Origin of the sequence: Rhodopseudomonas telluris, from assembly GCF_042432815.1 — a bacterium.
GTDB classification, from domain to species: domain Bacteria; phylum Pseudomonadota; class Alphaproteobacteria; order Rhizobiales; family Xanthobacteraceae; genus Rhodopseudomonas; species Rhodopseudomonas telluris.
Genome location: NZ_JBHLWM010000008.1, coordinates 449,459 through 465,580 on the forward strand (window position 1 = coordinate 449,459; position 16,122 = coordinate 465,580).

The 16,122-nt window shown below is 65.2% G+C and carries 14 protein-coding genes; 12 read left to right on the plus strand and 2 right to left on the minus strand.

From position 1 onward, the window contains the following. Positions 1 to 21 precede the first annotated feature (21 nt). A complete protein-coding gene (locus tag ACFFJ6_RS19575; protein WP_378390930.1) occupies positions 22 to 669 on the minus strand; it encodes an alpha/beta hydrolase in 648 nt (215 codons plus the stop codon). 233 nt (positions 670 to 902) lie between these two features. On the opposite strand from ACFFJ6_RS19575, the gene ACFFJ6_RS19580 reads away from it, so the two are divergent. The 12 genes from ACFFJ6_RS19580 to ACFFJ6_RS19635 all read left to right on the plus strand — a co-directional run bounded on the left by ACFFJ6_RS19580 (position 903) and on the right by ACFFJ6_RS19635 (position 14,883). Beyond that, entirely contained in the window at positions 903 to 2,069 is a 1,167-nt protein-coding gene (locus tag ACFFJ6_RS19580) for a cysteine desulfurase family protein (protein WP_378390932.1), read from the plus strand. 82 nt (positions 2,070 to 2,151) lie between these two features. Next, entirely contained in the window at positions 2,152 to 3,648 is a 1,497-nt protein-coding gene (gene sufB, locus ACFFJ6_RS19585) for a Fe-S cluster assembly protein SufB (RefSeq protein WP_378390934.1), read from the plus strand. Between the two features lie 127 nt (positions 3,649 to 3,775). Then, positions 3,776 to 4,534, plus strand: coding sequence for a Fe-S cluster assembly ATPase SufC (gene sufC, locus ACFFJ6_RS19590; RefSeq protein ID WP_378390936.1), 759 nt, complete (start codon positions 3,776 to 3,778; stop codon positions 4,532 to 4,534). 17 nt (positions 4,535 to 4,551) lie between these two features. After that, positions 4,552 to 5,865: a Fe-S cluster assembly protein SufD gene (sufD, locus tag ACFFJ6_RS19595; protein ID WP_378390938.1), complete on the plus strand. Its 1,314-nt coding sequence runs from the start codon at positions 4,552 to 4,554 to the stop codon at positions 5,863 to 5,865. Between the two features lie 125 nt (positions 5,866 to 5,990). Continuing rightward, on the plus strand, positions 5,991 to 7,235 hold the full coding sequence (locus ACFFJ6_RS19600) for a cysteine desulfurase (RefSeq protein ID WP_378390940.1): 1,245 nt from the start codon (positions 5,991 to 5,993) through the stop codon (positions 7,233 to 7,235). Continuing rightward, positions 7,232 to 7,600 (plus strand): SUF system Fe-S cluster assembly protein, encoded by a 369-nt coding sequence (locus ACFFJ6_RS19605; RefSeq protein WP_054163221.1) that lies wholly within the window; start codon positions 7,232 to 7,234, stop codon positions 7,598 to 7,600. The genes ACFFJ6_RS19600 and ACFFJ6_RS19605 overlap by 4 nt, the downstream gene beginning before the upstream one ends. A 199-nt stretch (positions 7,601 to 7,799) precedes the next feature. After that, entirely contained in the window at positions 7,800 to 8,204 is a 405-nt protein-coding gene (locus ACFFJ6_RS19610) for a HesB/IscA family protein (protein WP_378390943.1), read from the plus strand. Positions 8,205 to 8,364: 160 nt separating this feature from the next. Further along, positions 8,365 to 10,326: a CTQ-dependent glycine oxidase GoxA gene (goxA, locus tag ACFFJ6_RS19615; protein ID WP_378390945.1), complete on the plus strand. Its 1,962-nt coding sequence runs from the start codon at positions 8,365 to 8,367 to the stop codon at positions 10,324 to 10,326. 23 nt (positions 10,327 to 10,349) lie between these two features. Then, the gene (locus ACFFJ6_RS19620; RefSeq protein WP_378390947.1) at positions 10,350 to 11,438 is read left to right on the plus strand and encodes an NAD(P)/FAD-dependent oxidoreductase; all 1,089 of its coding nucleotides are present in this window, start codon (positions 10,350 to 10,352) and stop codon (positions 11,436 to 11,438) included. Continuing rightward, the gene (locus ACFFJ6_RS19625) at positions 11,435 to 11,914 is read left to right on the plus strand and encodes a RidA family protein (RefSeq protein WP_378390949.1); all 480 of its coding nucleotides are present in this window, start codon (positions 11,435 to 11,437) and stop codon (positions 11,912 to 11,914) included. Before ACFFJ6_RS19620 ends, ACFFJ6_RS19625 begins: the two co-directional genes overlap by 4 nt. Positions 11,915 to 12,007: 93 nt before the next feature. Beyond that, entirely contained in the window at positions 12,008 to 12,520 is a 513-nt protein-coding gene (locus ACFFJ6_RS19630) for a TfoX/Sxy family protein (protein ID WP_378390951.1), read from the plus strand. A 956-nt stretch (positions 12,521 to 13,476) separates the two neighbouring features. Beyond that, positions 13,477 to 14,883 carry a purine-cytosine permease family protein gene (locus ACFFJ6_RS19635; RefSeq protein WP_378390953.1) on the plus strand — a complete coding sequence of 469 codons (1,407 nt, stop codon included), beginning with the start codon at positions 13,477 to 13,479 and terminating at the stop codon, positions 14,881 to 14,883. 86 nt (positions 14,884 to 14,969) lie between these two features. On the opposite strand, the gene ACFFJ6_RS19640 is transcribed toward ACFFJ6_RS19635, so the two are convergent. After that, positions 14,970 to 16,037: a GGDEF domain-containing protein gene (locus ACFFJ6_RS19640; RefSeq protein WP_378392217.1), complete on the minus strand. Its 1,068-nt coding sequence runs from the start codon at positions 16,035 to 16,037 to the stop codon at positions 14,970 to 14,972. Between the last annotated feature and the right edge of the window lie 85 nt (positions 16,038 to 16,122).

Sequence of the window (16,122 nt, forward strand, 5' to 3'; positions counted from 1 at the left end):
CTCGCAATGACGGAGCGGGCTTTACCGGACGTTCGCGAGCCGCATGTCGAGATAGGACGTCACCGTCTCCATCAGCGGCTCCATCTTGTCTTCGAAGAAGTGGTTGGCGCCGGGGATGGTCTGCTGGTCGATGACGATGCCCTTTTGGGTTTTCAGCTTTTCGACCAGGGTGTTGACGTCCTTGGCCGGGGCCACGATGTCCTTGTCGCCATGGACGATCAGGCCGGACGACGGGCAGGGCGCCAGGAACGAGAAATCGTAGCGGTTCGGCTCCGGGGCGATCGAGATGAAGCCTTCGACCTCGGGCCGGCGCATCAGCAGCTGCATGCCGATCCAGGCTCCGAATGAGAAGCCGGCGACCCAGCAGGCACGGGCTTCGGGATTGATGGTCTGGGCCCAGTCGAGCGCCGAGGCGGCATCGGACAATTCGCCGGTGCCGTGGTCGAACGAACCCTGGCTGCGGCCGACGCCGCGAAAATTGAAGCGCAGCACCGAGAAACCACGGGCCACGAAGGCATAATACACCTGATAGACGATCGGGTGGTTCATGTTGCCGCGGAACTGCGGGTGCGGATGCAGCACCATCGCGATCGGGGCATTCTTCTGCTTGGCGGGGTGATAGCGGCCTTCGAGGCGGCCCGCCGGACCGGTGAAAATGACTTCAGGCATCAGCGATCCTTGGTAGACATCTTGGCATTCGGCCTGGCGCGTCGAGCGCGCGCCGGTCTGAACGGCGACGGCCGCCGGAGCCCGTCGCGCGGGTCTGGCAATTGGCCGTATGAACGGGGAGTTGCGTTCTAGCATAGGGCGCAGGGCCAAATGCAAGCATATTGAACACGAACAGGATTTCGGATGCGGGTATTGCGACACCCGATGTGGGAAATGGAACAAAGGCGGGCCGCGTGACCAACGAGCGAGTCTATCTCGATTGGAATGCGACCACGCCGCTGCGGGCGGAAGCGCGCGCCGCGATGGCGGCGGCATTGGAGCTCGCCGGGAATCCGTCCTCGATCCATGCCGAAGGACGGGCGGCGCGGGGCTTGGTCGAGCAGGCGCGCGCGGCGGTCGCGGACGCGGTCGGGGCGGCGGCGCGGGACGTGGTGTTTACCTCAGGCGGGACCGAGGCGATCACGCTGGCGCTGACGCCGGGACTCCGGATCGGACCGCAACCGGTTGAGAGACTTGTCGTTTCGGCGATCGAGCATGCTGCCGTGCTGAGCGGCGGGCGGTTCGCTCCCGCGCAGATCGAAGTCGTTGAAGTGACGCGTGAAGGCGTTCTCGATCTCGATCACCTGCGCCGGCTTCTCGCCGACGGACCGCCGGCGATGGTCTCCCTGATGCTCGCCAACAACGAGACTGGTGCGCTGCAACCCATTGAGCAGGCGTCCGAAATCGTTCATGCGGCCGGCGGCGTCCTACATGTCGACGCGGTTCAGGCGCTCGGCAAGGTTCCGTTCCGAATCAAAGGCTTGGGCTCCGATCTTATGTCGCTGTCTGCGCACAAGCTGGGTGGCCCCAAGGGCGTGGGGGCGCTGGTGCTGGGGGCCGACATTCAGGGCCTCGACCCGCTGCTGCGCGGCGGCGGTCAGGAGCTGGGACGGCGGGCCGGGACCGAGAATGTCGCGGGAATTGTCGGGTTCGGAGCGGCCGTTGCGGCCACGATGCCAACGCTTGTCGATGACATGGCGCGGGTCGAAAAACTGCGGAATCGGCTTGAGGCAAACCTGAGGCAAACCGAAGACAGTGTGATCGTCTGCGAATCCGTGGCACGGCTGCCGAACACGACGCTGTTCGCGGTCCCAGGACTGCGGGCGGAGACCGCGGTGATCGGCTTCGACCTCGCCGGCGTGGCGGTGTCGTCCGGCTCGGCGTGCTCGTCCGGCAAGGTGCAACCCTCGCACGTGCTGCAGGCGATGGGGTTCGGTCCGGAACTTGCAAAGTCGGCGATACGGATCAGTTTGGGTTGGTCGAGTAGTGAATCCGACATCGAGGCGTGCCTAAAAGCTTGGAAAAAGCTCGCTGGCAACCTAACTAAAAGGGATCATGAAACAGTGCTTGAACGGTTCTAAGAGGGTTTCATCCCGCGTCGGATCGTGTAAGCATGTTCCAGCAGATCCACCGCGGTCCTTGAAACCGCGAGCGGAGGTTTAAATGGCTGCCGTCCAAGAGACCGTCGATCGGGTTCGCCAGATCGACGTCGATCAATATCGTTATGGATTCGAGACGCTGATCGAATCCGACAAGGCTCCGAAGGGGCTGTCGGAAGACATCGTCCGCTTCATCTCAGCAAAGAAGAACGAACCGGACTGGATGCTGCAGTGGCGGCTCGAGGCCTATCGTCGCTGGCTGACGATGACCGAGCCGACCTGGGCGCGAGTGAACTACCCGAAGATCGATTTCCAGGATCTGTATTACTATTCGGCGCCGAAGCCGAAGAAGACCGTCGGCTCGCTCGACGAGATCGATCCTGAGATTCTCAAGACCTACGAGAAGCTCGGCATTCCGCTGCGCGAAGTCGCGCTGCTGGAAGGCGTCGAGCCGGCGCCGGGCGGACCGGACACGCCGAGCCGCAAGATCGCGGTCGATGCGGTGTTCGATTCGGTCTCGGTGGCGACCACGTTCCAGGCCGAGCTGAAGAAGGCCGGCGTGATCTTCATGCCGATCTCGGAAGCGATCAAAGAGCATCCGGAGCTGGTGAAGAAATATCTCGGCACCGTGGTGCCGACCTCGGACAACTTCTACGCCACGCTGAACTCCGCGGTGTTCTCCGACGGCTCGTTCGTCTACGTGCCGCCGGGCGTGCGCTGTCCGATGGAGCTGTCGACCTATTTCCGCATCAACGAGCGCAACACCGGCCAATTCGAGCGCACGCTGATCATCGCCGACAAGGGCTCCTACGTCAGCTATCTCGAAGGCTGCACGGCGCCTCAGCGCGACGAGAACCAGCTGCACGCCGCGGTGGTCGAGCTGGTCACGCTCGACGACGCCGAGATCAAGTACTCGACGGTTCAGAACTGGTACCCGGGCAACTCGGAAGGCAAGGGCGGCATCTACAACTTCGTCACCAAGCGTGGCGACTGCCGCGGCCATAATTCCAAGATTTCCTGGACCCAGGTCGAGACCGGTTCGGCGATCACCTGGAAATATCCGAGCTGCATTCTGCGCGGCGACAACTCGCGCGGCGAGTTCTATTCGATCGCGATCTCGAACGGCTATCAGCAGGTCGATAGCGGCACCAAGATGATCCATCTCGGCAACAACACGACGAGCCGGATCATCTCCAAGGGCATCGCGGCCGGCCGTTCGCAGAACACCTATCGCGGTCTGGTCACCGCCCATCGCAAGGCCAAGGGCGCGCGCAACTTCACCGCCTGCGACTCGCTGCTGATCGGCGACCAGTGCGGCGCGCACACCGTGCCGTATATCGAGGCCAAGAACGCCTCGGCGCTGTTTGAGCACGAAGCCACGACGTCGAAGATCTCCGAAGACGTGCTGTTCTATTGCATCCAGCGCGGCCTGTCGCAGGAGGAGGCCGTCGGCCTCGTCGTCAACGGCTTCGTCAAGGACGTGCTGCAGCAATTGCCGATGGAATTCGCCGTTGAGGCCCAGAAGCTGATCTCGATCAGCCTCGAAGGCTCGGTCGGCTGACGCCCGGATCCCGGGATGGCCGCGTTGCGGCCGTCTCGTCATGGCAACGATAACATCACATCAACTCGTTCTTTGCGATGCGCGTGAGGCGCGCTCCCCAGGACGAAGGCCAAACAGGAAGCTGACAATGCCCGCACTACTCGAAGTCAACGATCTCAAGGTCAGCGTCGCGGATCGCGAAATTCTGCATGGGCTCACGCTCAGCGTGAACGCCGGCGAAGTCCACGCCATCATGGGGCCGAACGGCTCCGGTAAGTCGACGCTCAGCCACGTGATCGCCGGCAAGCCGGGCTACGAAGTCACCGGCGGCCAGATCCTGTTCAAGGGCGAGGACCTCCTGGAGATGGCGCCGGACGAGCGCGCCGCCAAGGGCGTGTTCCTGGCCTTCCAGTATCCGGTCGAGATCCCGGGCGTCGCCACCATGACGTTCCTGCGCACCGCGCTGAACGCGCAGCGCAAGGCGCGCGGCGAGGAAGAGTTCTCGACCCCGGATTTCCTCAAGCGCGTCCGCGAGGTCGCATCCTCGCTCGGCATTCCGCAGGAAATGCTGAAGCGCGGCGTCAATGTCGGCTTCTCCGGCGGTGAGAAGAAGCGCAACGAAGTGCTGCAGATGGCGCTGTTCCAGCCGAGCCTGTGCATCCTCGACGAAATGGATTCCGGCCTCGACATCGACGCGCTGCGCGTCGCCTCGGAAGGCGTCAACGCGCTGCGCACGCCGGACCGCGCCATGGTGGTGATCACCCACTATCAGCGCCTGCTCGACTACATCGTGCCCGACCATGTGCACGTGATGTCGCGCGGCAAGGTGGTGAAGAGCGGCGGCAAGGAGCTGGCGCTCGAACTCGAAGCCAACGGCTACGCCCAGTATCAGGAAGCGGCGGCCTGACGCCGAGGATCGGACCCATGAACATCGCATTGGCGAAGACCGAAAAGGCAGACGTCGCGGGCGCGAATTTCGCGAGCGTGCTGGCGGCCCAGACCGGCTCCGGCAAGGTCGCCGACGCCCGGCGCCGTGCCTTCGATCAGTTCCAGCTCATCGGCTTGCCGCACCGGCGGATCGAGGACTGGAAGTACACCGACCTGCGCGCGCTGATGCGCGAGGTGCTGCCGATCGCGCCGGCGCCGGACGCCGCCGCGCTCGCCCGCGCCGCCGCGGCCGTGAAGCTGCACGCGATCGACGGCGTCCGCCGGCTGGTGCTGGTTGACGGCGCGCTGGTCGCAGACCTTTCCGACCTGTCGGCGCTGGAGCAGGGCCTGTCGATCCGCAGCTTGCGTGATGCGCTCGCGGCCGGCGACGAGCGGCTGCTGTCGCTCGGCACCGCCGATCCGATGGTCGCGCTCAACACCGCGCTGATGACCGATGGCGTCGTGATCGACGTTGCCGACGGCATCAAGCTGTCGCGGCCGCTGCATGTCGTGCACGTCGCGGCGAGCAGCGCGAAGGCCGCGAGCTTCACCCGGTCGCTGGTCCAACTCGGCAAGAATTCCGCCGCGACGCTGGTCGAGAGCTATGTCGCAGGCGAGGGCGCCGGCACCTATCAGGTGCACGACGCCGCGGTGATCAGCATCGGCGACGGTGCGCGGCTCGATCATGTCCGCCTGATCGAAGACGCGCGCGACTCCTTCAACATCGCCGCCGCCGAAGTCCGCGTCGGCACGCAGGCGCATTACGGCGTGGTCGGTATCAACACCGGTTCGCTGGTCAGCCGCTATTCGTCGACCGTGACGATCGCGGGCGAGCACGCGCGGGTCGAAACCAACGGCGTCAATCTGCTCAACGGCACGCAGCATGCCGACACCACGCTGGTGATGAACCACGACGTGCCGCATTGCGTCAGCCGCGAAGGTTTTCGCGCGGTGGTGGACGACCGCGGGCATTCGGTGTTTCAGGGCCGCATCAATGTGCGTCAGCCGGCGCAGCAGACCGACGCCAAGATGATGACGCGCGCGCTGCTGCTGTCGGACGATGCCGAGGCCGACAACAAGCCCGAGCTCGAGATCTTCGCCGACGACGTCACTTGCGGCCACGGCGCCGCGATCGGCGCGCTCGATGATCAGCTGCTGTTCTACCTGCGCGCCCGCGGCCTGCCCGAGAAGGAAGCCGAGGCGCTGCTGATCCAGGCCTTCGTCGGGGAGGCGATCGAAGCGATCGCCGACGACAATCTGCGCGCGCTGGCGATCGCCGCCGCCGAGCGCTGGCTGGCGGCGCGCGGATAGTTACCCTCATCCTGAGGAGGCCGCGGAGCGGCCGTCTCGAAGGATGAGACACAAAGAGAGGATGAACTCCGTCCTTCGAGACGCGCGCAAAGCGCGCTCCTCAGGACGAGGCAGAGTGAGTGACGATGGCACATCCCGCGGTATCAAACGGCTCCTACGACGTCGCCAAGGTTCGCGAGGACTTCCCGGCGCTGGCGCTGAAGGTGTACGGCAAGGACCTCGTCTATCTCGACAACGCCGCGTCGGCGCAGAAGCCGCGCGCCGTGCTGGAGCGGATGACCAAGGCGTATGAGAGCGAATACGCCAACGTGCATCGCGGCCTGCATTATCTCGCCAACGCGGCGACCGAGGCTTATGAAGGCGGCCGCAGCCGCGTCCAGGGCTTCCTCAACGCGCGCAAGCCCGAAGAGATCATCTTCACCCGCAACGCCACCGAGGCGATCAACCTCGTTGCGTCCTCTTTTGGCGCGCCGAATATCGGCGAGGGCGACGAGATCGTGCTCTCGATCATGGAGCACCATTCCAACATTGTGCCGTGGCACTTCCTGCGCGAGCGCCAGGGCGCCGTGCTGAAGTGGGCGCCGGTCGACGACGAAGGCAACTTCCTGATCGACGAGTTCGAGAAGCTGCTGTCGCCGAAGACCAAGCTGGTGGCGATCACCCAGATGTCGAACGCGCTCGGCACCATCGTGCCGGTCAAGGAAGTTGTGAAGATCGCGCACGACCGCGGCATCCCGGTGCTGATCGACGGTAGCCAGGGCGCCGTGCATCTCACCATCGACGTCCAGGATCTCGACTGCGACTTCTACATCATGACCGGCCACAAACTGTACGGTCCGACCGGCATCGGCGTGCTGTACGGCAAGTACGACGTGCTGTCGAAGATGCGGCCCTACAACGGCGGCGGCGAGATGATTCGCGAAGTGGCGCAGGACTGGGTGACCTATGGCGACCCGCCGCACCGCTTCGAGGCCGGCACCCCGGCGATCGTCGAGGCGGTCGGGCTCGGCGCCGCGATCGACTACGTCAATTCGATCGGCAAGGAGCGCATCGCCGCGCACGAACACGATCTTTTGACCTATGCGGAGGAGCGGCTGCGCGAGATCAATGCGCTGCGCATCATCGGCACCGCCAAGGGCAAAGGACCGGTGATTTCCTTCGAAATGAAGGGCGCGCACCCGCACGACGTCGCGACTGTGATCGACCGCCAGGGCGTCGCGGTCCGAGCGGGAACTCACTGCGTGATGCCGCTGCTGGAGCGGTTCCAGGTCACGGCGACGTGCCGGGCGTCGTTCGGCATGTATAATACGCGTGAAGAAGTCGACCAACTCGCACAGGCGCTGATCAAGGCGCGGGATCTGTTCGCATGACCGATACGATCGAGGCCAAAGCCAATATGCAGACCGTCTCGGCGCTGCCGCCCGAGGAGACCGAGCGGCTCGGCACCGAAATCGTGGGCGCGCTCAAGACCGTGTTCGACCCGGAAATTCCGGCCGACATCTACGAGCTGGGCCTGATCTACAAGGTCGAAATCAAGGACGACCGCACCGTCGACCTCGACATGACGCTGACGACGCCGAACTGCCCGGCCGCGGCGGAGCTGCCGACCATGGTGGAGAACGCCGTGGCCTCGGTGCCGGGCGTCGGCGTGGTCAACGTCAACATCGTCTGGGAGCCGCCGTGGACGCCGGAGCGGATGAGCGACGAAGCGCGGCTCGTGCTGAATATGTGGTGAAGTCACGTGCGACGGCCTCGCCGTCATTGCGAGAAGCACCCGGATCGGCGCTTCGTGCCGTCCGAGTACAGGCTCCGTGACGAAGCAATCCATGCGAAGTGCACTGAAGTGGATTGCTTCGCTGCGCTCGCAATGACGGGGTGAGGGTCTTAGATAATCAGCCACCGGGCGGCCTTGAACCGCCACGAGGATGGAAACGATGACGCAGACGACACCAGCAACGACACCGACCCAGCCGGCGCGCCGGCCCCGGCCGCAGGTCATGCGCCTGACCGACGCCGCAGCGAACCGCGTCAAGGACCTGATGGCTCGGGCCGACAGCGCGATCGTCGGCCTGCGCGTCGGCATCAAGAACGGCGGCTGCGCCGGCCAGTCCTACACCGTCGAATACGCCCACGACGTCGCCTCAACCGACGAGGTCATCGAGGACAAGGGCGTCAAGATCCTGATCGACCCGAAGGCCGTGCTGTTCCTGCTCGGCACCGAGATGGACTACAAGGCCGACCGGATGCAGGCGCAGTTCGTGTTCAACAACCCGAACCAGATCTCGGCCTGCGGCTGCGGCGAGTCGGTGGAACTGAAGCCGGCGACGATCGACGGCTGACGCCGCGCGGAGCTTCGAAGGACTCCGGGTCGCCAATTCCGCGCCACGGATAGCGACGCTCAAAATACGACCTTGGCGCTCAACAGTCGCATATTCCATTAAGTTGGCATTAAGAGGCGGACGCGAATAACTCTTGCGAAGCATTCGCAGGGGAGATCGCATGAAACGCCGTGACTTTCTGCTCGGGGCCGCCGCGCTCGGGCTCGGAGGACCGCTCCTCGCCAAGGCAGCGATTTCCTCGCTTCACGCCCAGCAGGCCGCGCCGCAGGGCGCCAAGATCGCGAAGGTCGCGATCTTTCCGGCGATCGGCTTCTCCCGCGTCGGCAATGCCGAGGACTGGTTCCTCGCTCCGGAGGTGCCGGGTCTGCTCGACGAGCCGGAAGGCGGCTTCAAGGATTCCCGCGGACGCATCAAGAAGCAGGTCCAGCGCTTCCGCCTGTTCGGTTACGACGATCAGGGCCGGGTGGTGCGCGAGATCGATGCCAGCCAGGCGACGTGGACCGTGCACGCCGCCAACACCAAGGCGACCTGGTACGGCTTCGTCAACGCGCTCGACCGCGGCGCCAGCGCGCCGGGCGTGCCGAACCCGCAGCGCAATGCCTTCATCCCGCTCGACAAGCGTGAACAGATGCTGTGCATCGATGCCGGCGCGGTGACGATCGCCGGCGCGTCGGTGAACGGCGCGGGCGGCGACGACAAGTACAAACTCAAGGGCCGGTTCTGGCAGACCCTCGACGTCTCGCTCGGCCATCTGCGCACCGACGACAAGGGGCGCCTGTTGGTGTTCGCCGCCGACGGCGTGTCGCGCTCGGCGTTGCCACAGAATCCGGTGCGCGACTTCACCAACAATGACGGCTGGCACGACGACTGGGCCGACGGCTGGGTCAAGGCCAGCATCAGCATCGACGGCCAGACCGTCGAGGCCGAGCCGGCCTGGGTGGTGTGCTGCGGACCGAAATTCGCGCCGCAGCTCGAGCCGATCGTGACGCTGTATGATGCGGCGCGCGAGGCGATGATCGACCTCGGCCAGATGCAGGCGCCGGCCGACAAGGTGTCGTTCCGCCGCGACGTGCTGCCGATCCTGCGCCGCGCCGGCACCATGCAATGGGTCGCGGCCGCGTCGTTCCTCGGCGCAGCGTGGCACGACGTCGGCGACCTGTCCGATCCGGCCATCATCGAGACGCTGGCGAAGCCGACCGCCGACACCAAGGCGGCGCGCAAGAAAGTGTTCGACATCTTCCGCCGGCCGGGCGGCGAAGACACCCGCGCCTATGCGGTGCCGATCATGCTCGGCGACGGCGTCAACTATCCGGATAGTCCGCATTCCTGGCTGGCGCTGACGCACACGCAATATCGCGTGCTGCAGCTGTGGGCCGACGGCAAGTTCGAGGCGGACTACACCAATGCGGCGGCCGATGCGGTGAAGACGCTCGACGACCTGCCAGTCGAACTACGTCCGGAAGCGATGACGCGCGCCGCGCTCGACGCCTGCTCGGGCGGCGCCTTCCATCCCGGCGTCGAGATCACCTGGCCGATCCGTCACAAGGCGCTGTATCGCGGACCGAAAGACACCAAGCTGCCGTTCCGCATCGCGCTGTCGAGCCGCAAGACGCTCAACCAGGATCTCGGCCTGCAGCTCAACCCGGACAATGTGTTCGCCGGCAATCCGGCCAAGCCGGAGCAGGGCGCGCCGATCGGTCCGCAGGCGCCGGGCGACCTGACGCGCTGGATGGGCGTGCCGTGGCAGGGCGACGCCTTCAGCTGCCAGTCGGTGCTGACCGGTTCGGGCTTCCCGACGCCGGTGTGGTGGCCCGCTCTGCTGCCGGTCGATGTGCTGCCCGAGGGCTTCTACAAGCAGATGATGCGCACCGACCTCAGCGACGAGGAGCGGCTGCGTTTCTATCACACGCGGGTGCCGTGGGCGCGCGGCGCGGCCGGCATCGGCCTTCATGTCGAAGCCGGCTACACCGATGGCCTGCGCCGCATGATCGAATTGTGGACCCGTATGGGCGTGGTGGTGAAGCGTCCCGGACCCAAGGGACTGCCGGGCGTGCCCGATCAGGTGTTCGTCGAGGTGCAGCGCGGCTCGATGGATATCGTCGAGCCGAATCCGTCGCGTTAGCCGCACGGATGCCGCGGATAGCCGTGATCGGCGCCGGGGTGGCGGGACTATCCGCCGCCCGGCGTCTCGTACTGGTGGGACATCGACCGATCCTGATCGCTCCCGATCCGGCCGTGCCGAACCGCGGCGAGACACTGTCACCGAAGGCGCTCACGATGCTCGAAGCGCTGCAGTGGGGGCATCTGCTCGACGCCGACAGCGCGCTGCCGGGCGAAGGCCGCTTCTCGGTCTGGGGCGATGCCACGCTGCGCAAGGCGCCCGATCACGAAGGCCTCGGCTATCATCTCGATCGTGCCCAGTTCGAACGGCTGATGCGAACCGCGTTGCTGACCAGCGATGTCGAACGGATCCGCAGCAGCGTCACCTCGATAGAGCATCGGCCGGACGGCGTCGAACTGACGATGGCCGACCGCGCGGTGATCTCGGCCGCGGCGGTGATCGACTGCACGGGCCGCGCGGCGTTGTCCTCGGGCGCCGCGGCTGCGCGGCGCCGGCTCGATCGGCTGATCGCCGCATGGCGAGTCCTCGACCTGCCGGACGATGCGGAAACCGCAGCGGCGACGCTGGTCGAAGCGGTCGATCTCGGCTGGTGGTACATGTCACCATTGCCCGGCAGGCGGATGATGCTCTGCCTGTTCACCGACACCGATCTGCTGCCGAGCGGCGTGGCGCAGGATGGGGTGCGCTGGGCGAATCTGGCGACCGGCACGATCGCGATCGCGCCGCGTCTCGCCAGCCTCAGCCTCGAAGCGCTCGCGGCGGCGGCGCCGCCGGCAATTGCGCCGGCCGCCTCGATCACCGTCAGCCGCCTGATCGAAGGCCGCATCGTCCGCGCCGGCGATGCCGCGACCGCGCTCGATCCGGTCAGCGCGAACGGTCTGGCGACCGCGCTGTGGAGCGGTCTGCAAGCCGCCGCCGCGGCGCTGGGGTTGGTCAAGGGCCAGGCGGATGCCGCCGCCGCTTACGAGCGCGATTACTTGCAGGGCGTGACGCATCAACTCGCCACCCAGCAGGCGATGTACGCGTCAGAACCCCGTTTCGCCGATGCCGAGTTCTGGCGCCGGCGCCAGATCACGCCATCCCAATCCGACCAGAAGGAGAGAACCGCATGAACCGTCCGCTCCGCGCGCTGCTCGTCGCCACCGTGGCCGCAACCGCGATGCCCGTGGCTGCTTCGGCCCAGACCGCCAGCGCCGTGCAGATCATCGCTCCGACCGACAAGACCATCACGCCGAGCGGCACCTGGAGCATCGGCGCGCGCGCCGGCGACTTCGTGTTCATCGGCGGCATGCGCGGCACCGACCGCGTCACCGGCAAGATGGTCGATGGCGACGAGGCGCGGGTCCGCCGGATGTTCGACAACATGCTCGCTGCCGCAGAGGCGGCGGGCGCCACCAAGGCGGATGCTGTGCGGCTCACCGTGTTCGTCACCGACGTCGCCAAGTATCGGCCGGTCGTCAACAAGGTGCAGAAGGACATCTGGGGTGACGGCCCGTATCCGCCGCGCACCGTGTTGCAGGTCCCGGCGCTCGACCAGGGCGACATCGCCGAGATCGACGGCACCTTCTACGCGCCAGTGAAGAAGTAGTCCGGCGCTTCGGGCGGGCGCGGCGCCGCCGCGCTCGCCTTTGCGTCCGATCCTGCTAAGCTCCGGGTCAGCGGAGCTGAAGCCGGTGCGCCGATGGATCGTGAATATCTCGCCGACTTGTTCGAGCCGTTTGGGCCGGTGGCGATTCGGCGAATGTTCTCCGGCTTCGGCATTTCAGTCGACGGCGTGAATTTCGCGTTGGTGCTCCGGGGCGCCATCTATCTGCGCACCGATGGCGCCACGATTGCCAGGTTCGAGGCCGAGGGCTCGCAGCCGTTCGCTTACACCACACGCCAGCGCACGGTGACGGTCGCGTCGTATTGGCGGCTGCCGGACAGGCTGCTCGACGAGCCGGATGAGCTGGTGGAGTGGGCGCGCGCCGCGCTGGCCGCTGCAGAGCGGGCGGCCTTGGCCAAGCCACGCAAGCCGAAAGCGGCGGCGACGAAGCCCGCCGCGCCGAAGGCGACCAAAGCGAAGGCACAGGGCGCGAAGAAAGCCGCCAAGGCAGCGCCGGCGGAAAAGGCCGCTCGGTCCCCGCGCAAAGCTTCGCCGAGAAAGTCGCCGGGCAAGCCCGCTGCGACCAGGCGCGCGCCGGCGAAGTCATGAGTGCCAGCGCCGATATCAATTGCTGATACCACGCCTGTCATCATCGCGGGGGCTCGCCCCGGGCATCCACGGCTTTCCTGCGGAGCTCTCAAAGAAGTCGTGCCTCGAACGGTTTATCGATCGAGCGCACAGATATGCGCGTGCCAGAGGCACGGAGTGCTTATCCTGCTCATCAAACGTTCCAAGCTAAGCGACAAAAAGCATCGAGTTCCGGAGTCGGATCGAGATGCTGCCGATCTCTGAGTAATTAGCTAGCACAGATGCATCGCGAGCGAGCTATTGAAGCCCTCGACGTAAGCAGGCGTTCGCTCTGGAGACGAACGCGACGGTTGGCGGCGCTCCACGGCTCTGAAACCGAACTCCTTTCTCAACGCGTGATACCCAGCCTGTGCCGTGTATCCACGCCTTGATGATGGAAATGCCAGCGAAGCGTGGATGGCGGGACGAGCCCGGCCATGACGGAGTGAGTAGCAGCTCGCGACGCGTCTGATCGCTCTCGCAATCGACAGTTGGCTCGAACGCTATTTTGGTTGCGTCTCGATTCTTGCGACGTCGTAGTAATAGCGTGGTCGGGCAGGGCTAAGCGCAGCGAGGCGGCATTTGCCTGTACGAGAGGCATCATTCGGCGCGTGCCGGATCAATTCACACCGTTCAAACGGTCCCGCGCGTCTGGCACGAACCGTGCAAGTTCGAATGCGAAGCGTGCTTCCTAATTAGTCGAGGATGTATCTGCATGACTGGATTGGGCGTCCCCGACGACGCCGGGCAGGACTGCGACGTCGTCGTGTGCGGTGGTGGCTCGGCGAGATACGTCGTGGCTGGCCGCAGAACCGTACCTCGAAACGCACAAATTTCCGTTCCGACGGAAGCGAGCCACGCCGGTGCGCGAGCGCCGGCGAGGGAGTGGCGATGCGGCGCACACATCGCGTGTTCGCGGCGAAACTGAGGGAAAGCAGATGGCGAAGACGGAACTACGACTTGACGATCATGCGATCGAGCCGATTCCGGCTGCGGATCGGGATTCGACCGGCGCTCAGCAGATGTGGATCTGGGCCGGTGCCAACATCGCGCCGATCAATTGGGCGCTGGGTGCTCTCGGCATCATCCTCAAGCTTGGTATCTGGGACGTGATTGCCGTCATCGTGCTCGGCAATCTCGTCGGCTGTGCGCTGTTCGCCTCGTTCACGGTGATGGGACACAAGACCGGCGTCAACCAGATGGTGCTCAGCCGCGCCGCGTTCGGCCGGCGCGGGGCCTATCTGCCGGCTGCGCTGGTGTTCCTGATGACGCTTGGCTGGATCGGGGTGAATACGTATTTCCCGGTCAAGATCTCGATGGGCATCCTCGGCCAGTTCGGCGTACCGGACACCGCCGTCCCGAACCTCATCGTCATCACCATCATCATGGCGCTGCAGATCGGGATCGGGACCTACGGCTTCTACGCCATCCGGACGTTCGAGAAATACACCGTTCCGGCGACCGTCGCGATCATGGTGTTGATCAGCGTCGCCGCGTGGACGCAGCCGGGCGTCGTCAACTGGAATCTCGTGAGTCCGCTGGCTCCCGGCGAGCGCTACGCAATGATGACGCTGCTGACGGCCGCGATCGGCGTCGGTTGGGGCATCTCCTGGGTCACCTGGGCGTCGGATTACTCACGGTTTGTCCGCAAATCCGAATCCTCGGCCAGCGTGTTCTGGTACAGCTTCGCCGGCATGTATCTGCCGGTGGTCTGGCTCGGCATTCTCGGGGCGACGATCGCCAGCGTGACCAACGATGCCGATCCTGCCAAGATGGTAAGCGCGGTGTTCGGCGGCCCGATGGCCGTGCTGGTTCTGGCGCTGGTGCTGCACGGGCCGATCGCCACCAACATCCTCAACGTCTATTCGGCGACCCTCGCGCTGCTCAGCATGGGGATCCGGGTGCCGCGCATCGTGCTCGCGCTGATCGTCGGCGCGGCGGGCTATCTCGTCACGTTCTACTTCGTGTTCGCGCCGAACTTCGCCCAGGCGTTCGACCACTGGATGATCGGCCTCATCATGTGGCTGAGCCCGTTCGCAGGTGTCGCGCTCGCCGACTTCTATATCCGGCGCAAGGGCGTGATCGACGTGGCCGAACTCTACAAGTCGCCCGAGACCAGCGCCTATGGCGACGTGAACTGGCCGGGGATCATTGCGTTCGTCGTCGGACTCGTCGCCGGCTGGTTCTTCCAGAACGGTCTGCTGCCGGTCTTCAAGGGCCCGATCTCGGTGTACATGCTCGGCGGCGCCGATCTGAGCTGGCTGGTCGGCACGCTGGTCGCGGGCGGTCTTTACCTCGTGTTCAGCCCCAAGCCCTCGGTCGCCGTCGCAACCGTGACGCCCTGACGGGCCAATGGGCCGTGCCTAGTTGATAGTTGAACCAACCGTCATCGCCGGAGCGATCCGGCGATGATGGATTTCAAAGATAGAAGTCACGCCACCTTGGCGGTTTCGACTTTGCGGAATTCGGGGTCGGTTTCGCAGATGACGCGGTTGCGGCCGTTGCGCTTGGCCGAATACAGGCACGCGTCGGCGCGTTCGATCAGGGCATCTGCATCGTCGTCCGGCTTCAGCGTCGAGACGCCGGCCGACAGCGTCACGCGGCCGAGGATCTCGCCGGTCGACTTCTTCTTCAGCTCCTTGGACATTACCATGCGGCGGATGTCGTCGGCGATCATCAGCGCCTGACGCAGCGGCGTTTCCGGCAGCACGACGGCGAATTCCTCGCCACCGTATCGCGCCGGGATGTCGTTGTTCTTGATGGTCTGCTTCAGCGTCATCCCGACCAGACGCAGCACCTGGTCGCCGGTGAGGTGGCCGTAATTGTCGTTGAACGACTTGAAGTGATCGATGTCGATCATCAGCAGCGACAGCGGACGCCGGTTGACCGCGGCGCTGCGCACCGCTTCGCTGACGACGCGATCGAAATGCTTGCGATTGCCGAGGCCGGTGAGCGGATCGGTCAGGCTCTCGGCGCGGATCGCCTCGAGATTTGCCTGCAGATTGGAGATTTCCAGGCGCGAGGTCGAAAGTCGTTCCTCGAGCGCACTGTTGGCTTCCTGCATCTCGCGGGTGGCCGAGACCAGCCGCTCGACGATGGCCTTGATCTGCTCGTGATCGGTGGCGAGCGACAACGTCTGGCTCGCGCCCTTCAGATTGTCGCCGAAGGTCGCCGTCGTGCCGAGCGTGTCGGCGAGCAGCGACATCATGTCGTCGATCTCGCTGACCACGCGCGCGCCGATGCGGTCGATCCGGTCGTTGGTCCGGCTCGGCGACAGGTAGCAGTCGTGGATTTGTTCGAGGTCCGAGTCGCTCAGTCGGCCGCGGTTGGCCAGCGCTTCGTTGATCGCCTTGTTGAGCTCGGCGTTGTAGCCGGTGGCGTAGACGTACCAGATCTCGTAGTTGCGCGGCATTGCAGGCTGCCGCAGCGCTTTGATCTGGTTCAGCGCAAGCTCGGCATACGCCATGCTGCGCTCGTGTTCATCCTGCATCGGTGCCACCGCGTCCCCGGCGGACCACACTGTCCGCCATTCCCGGTTGTAAAAACTACGGGGTGACGGTGAACGCCGCGTAAATTTTCACGGA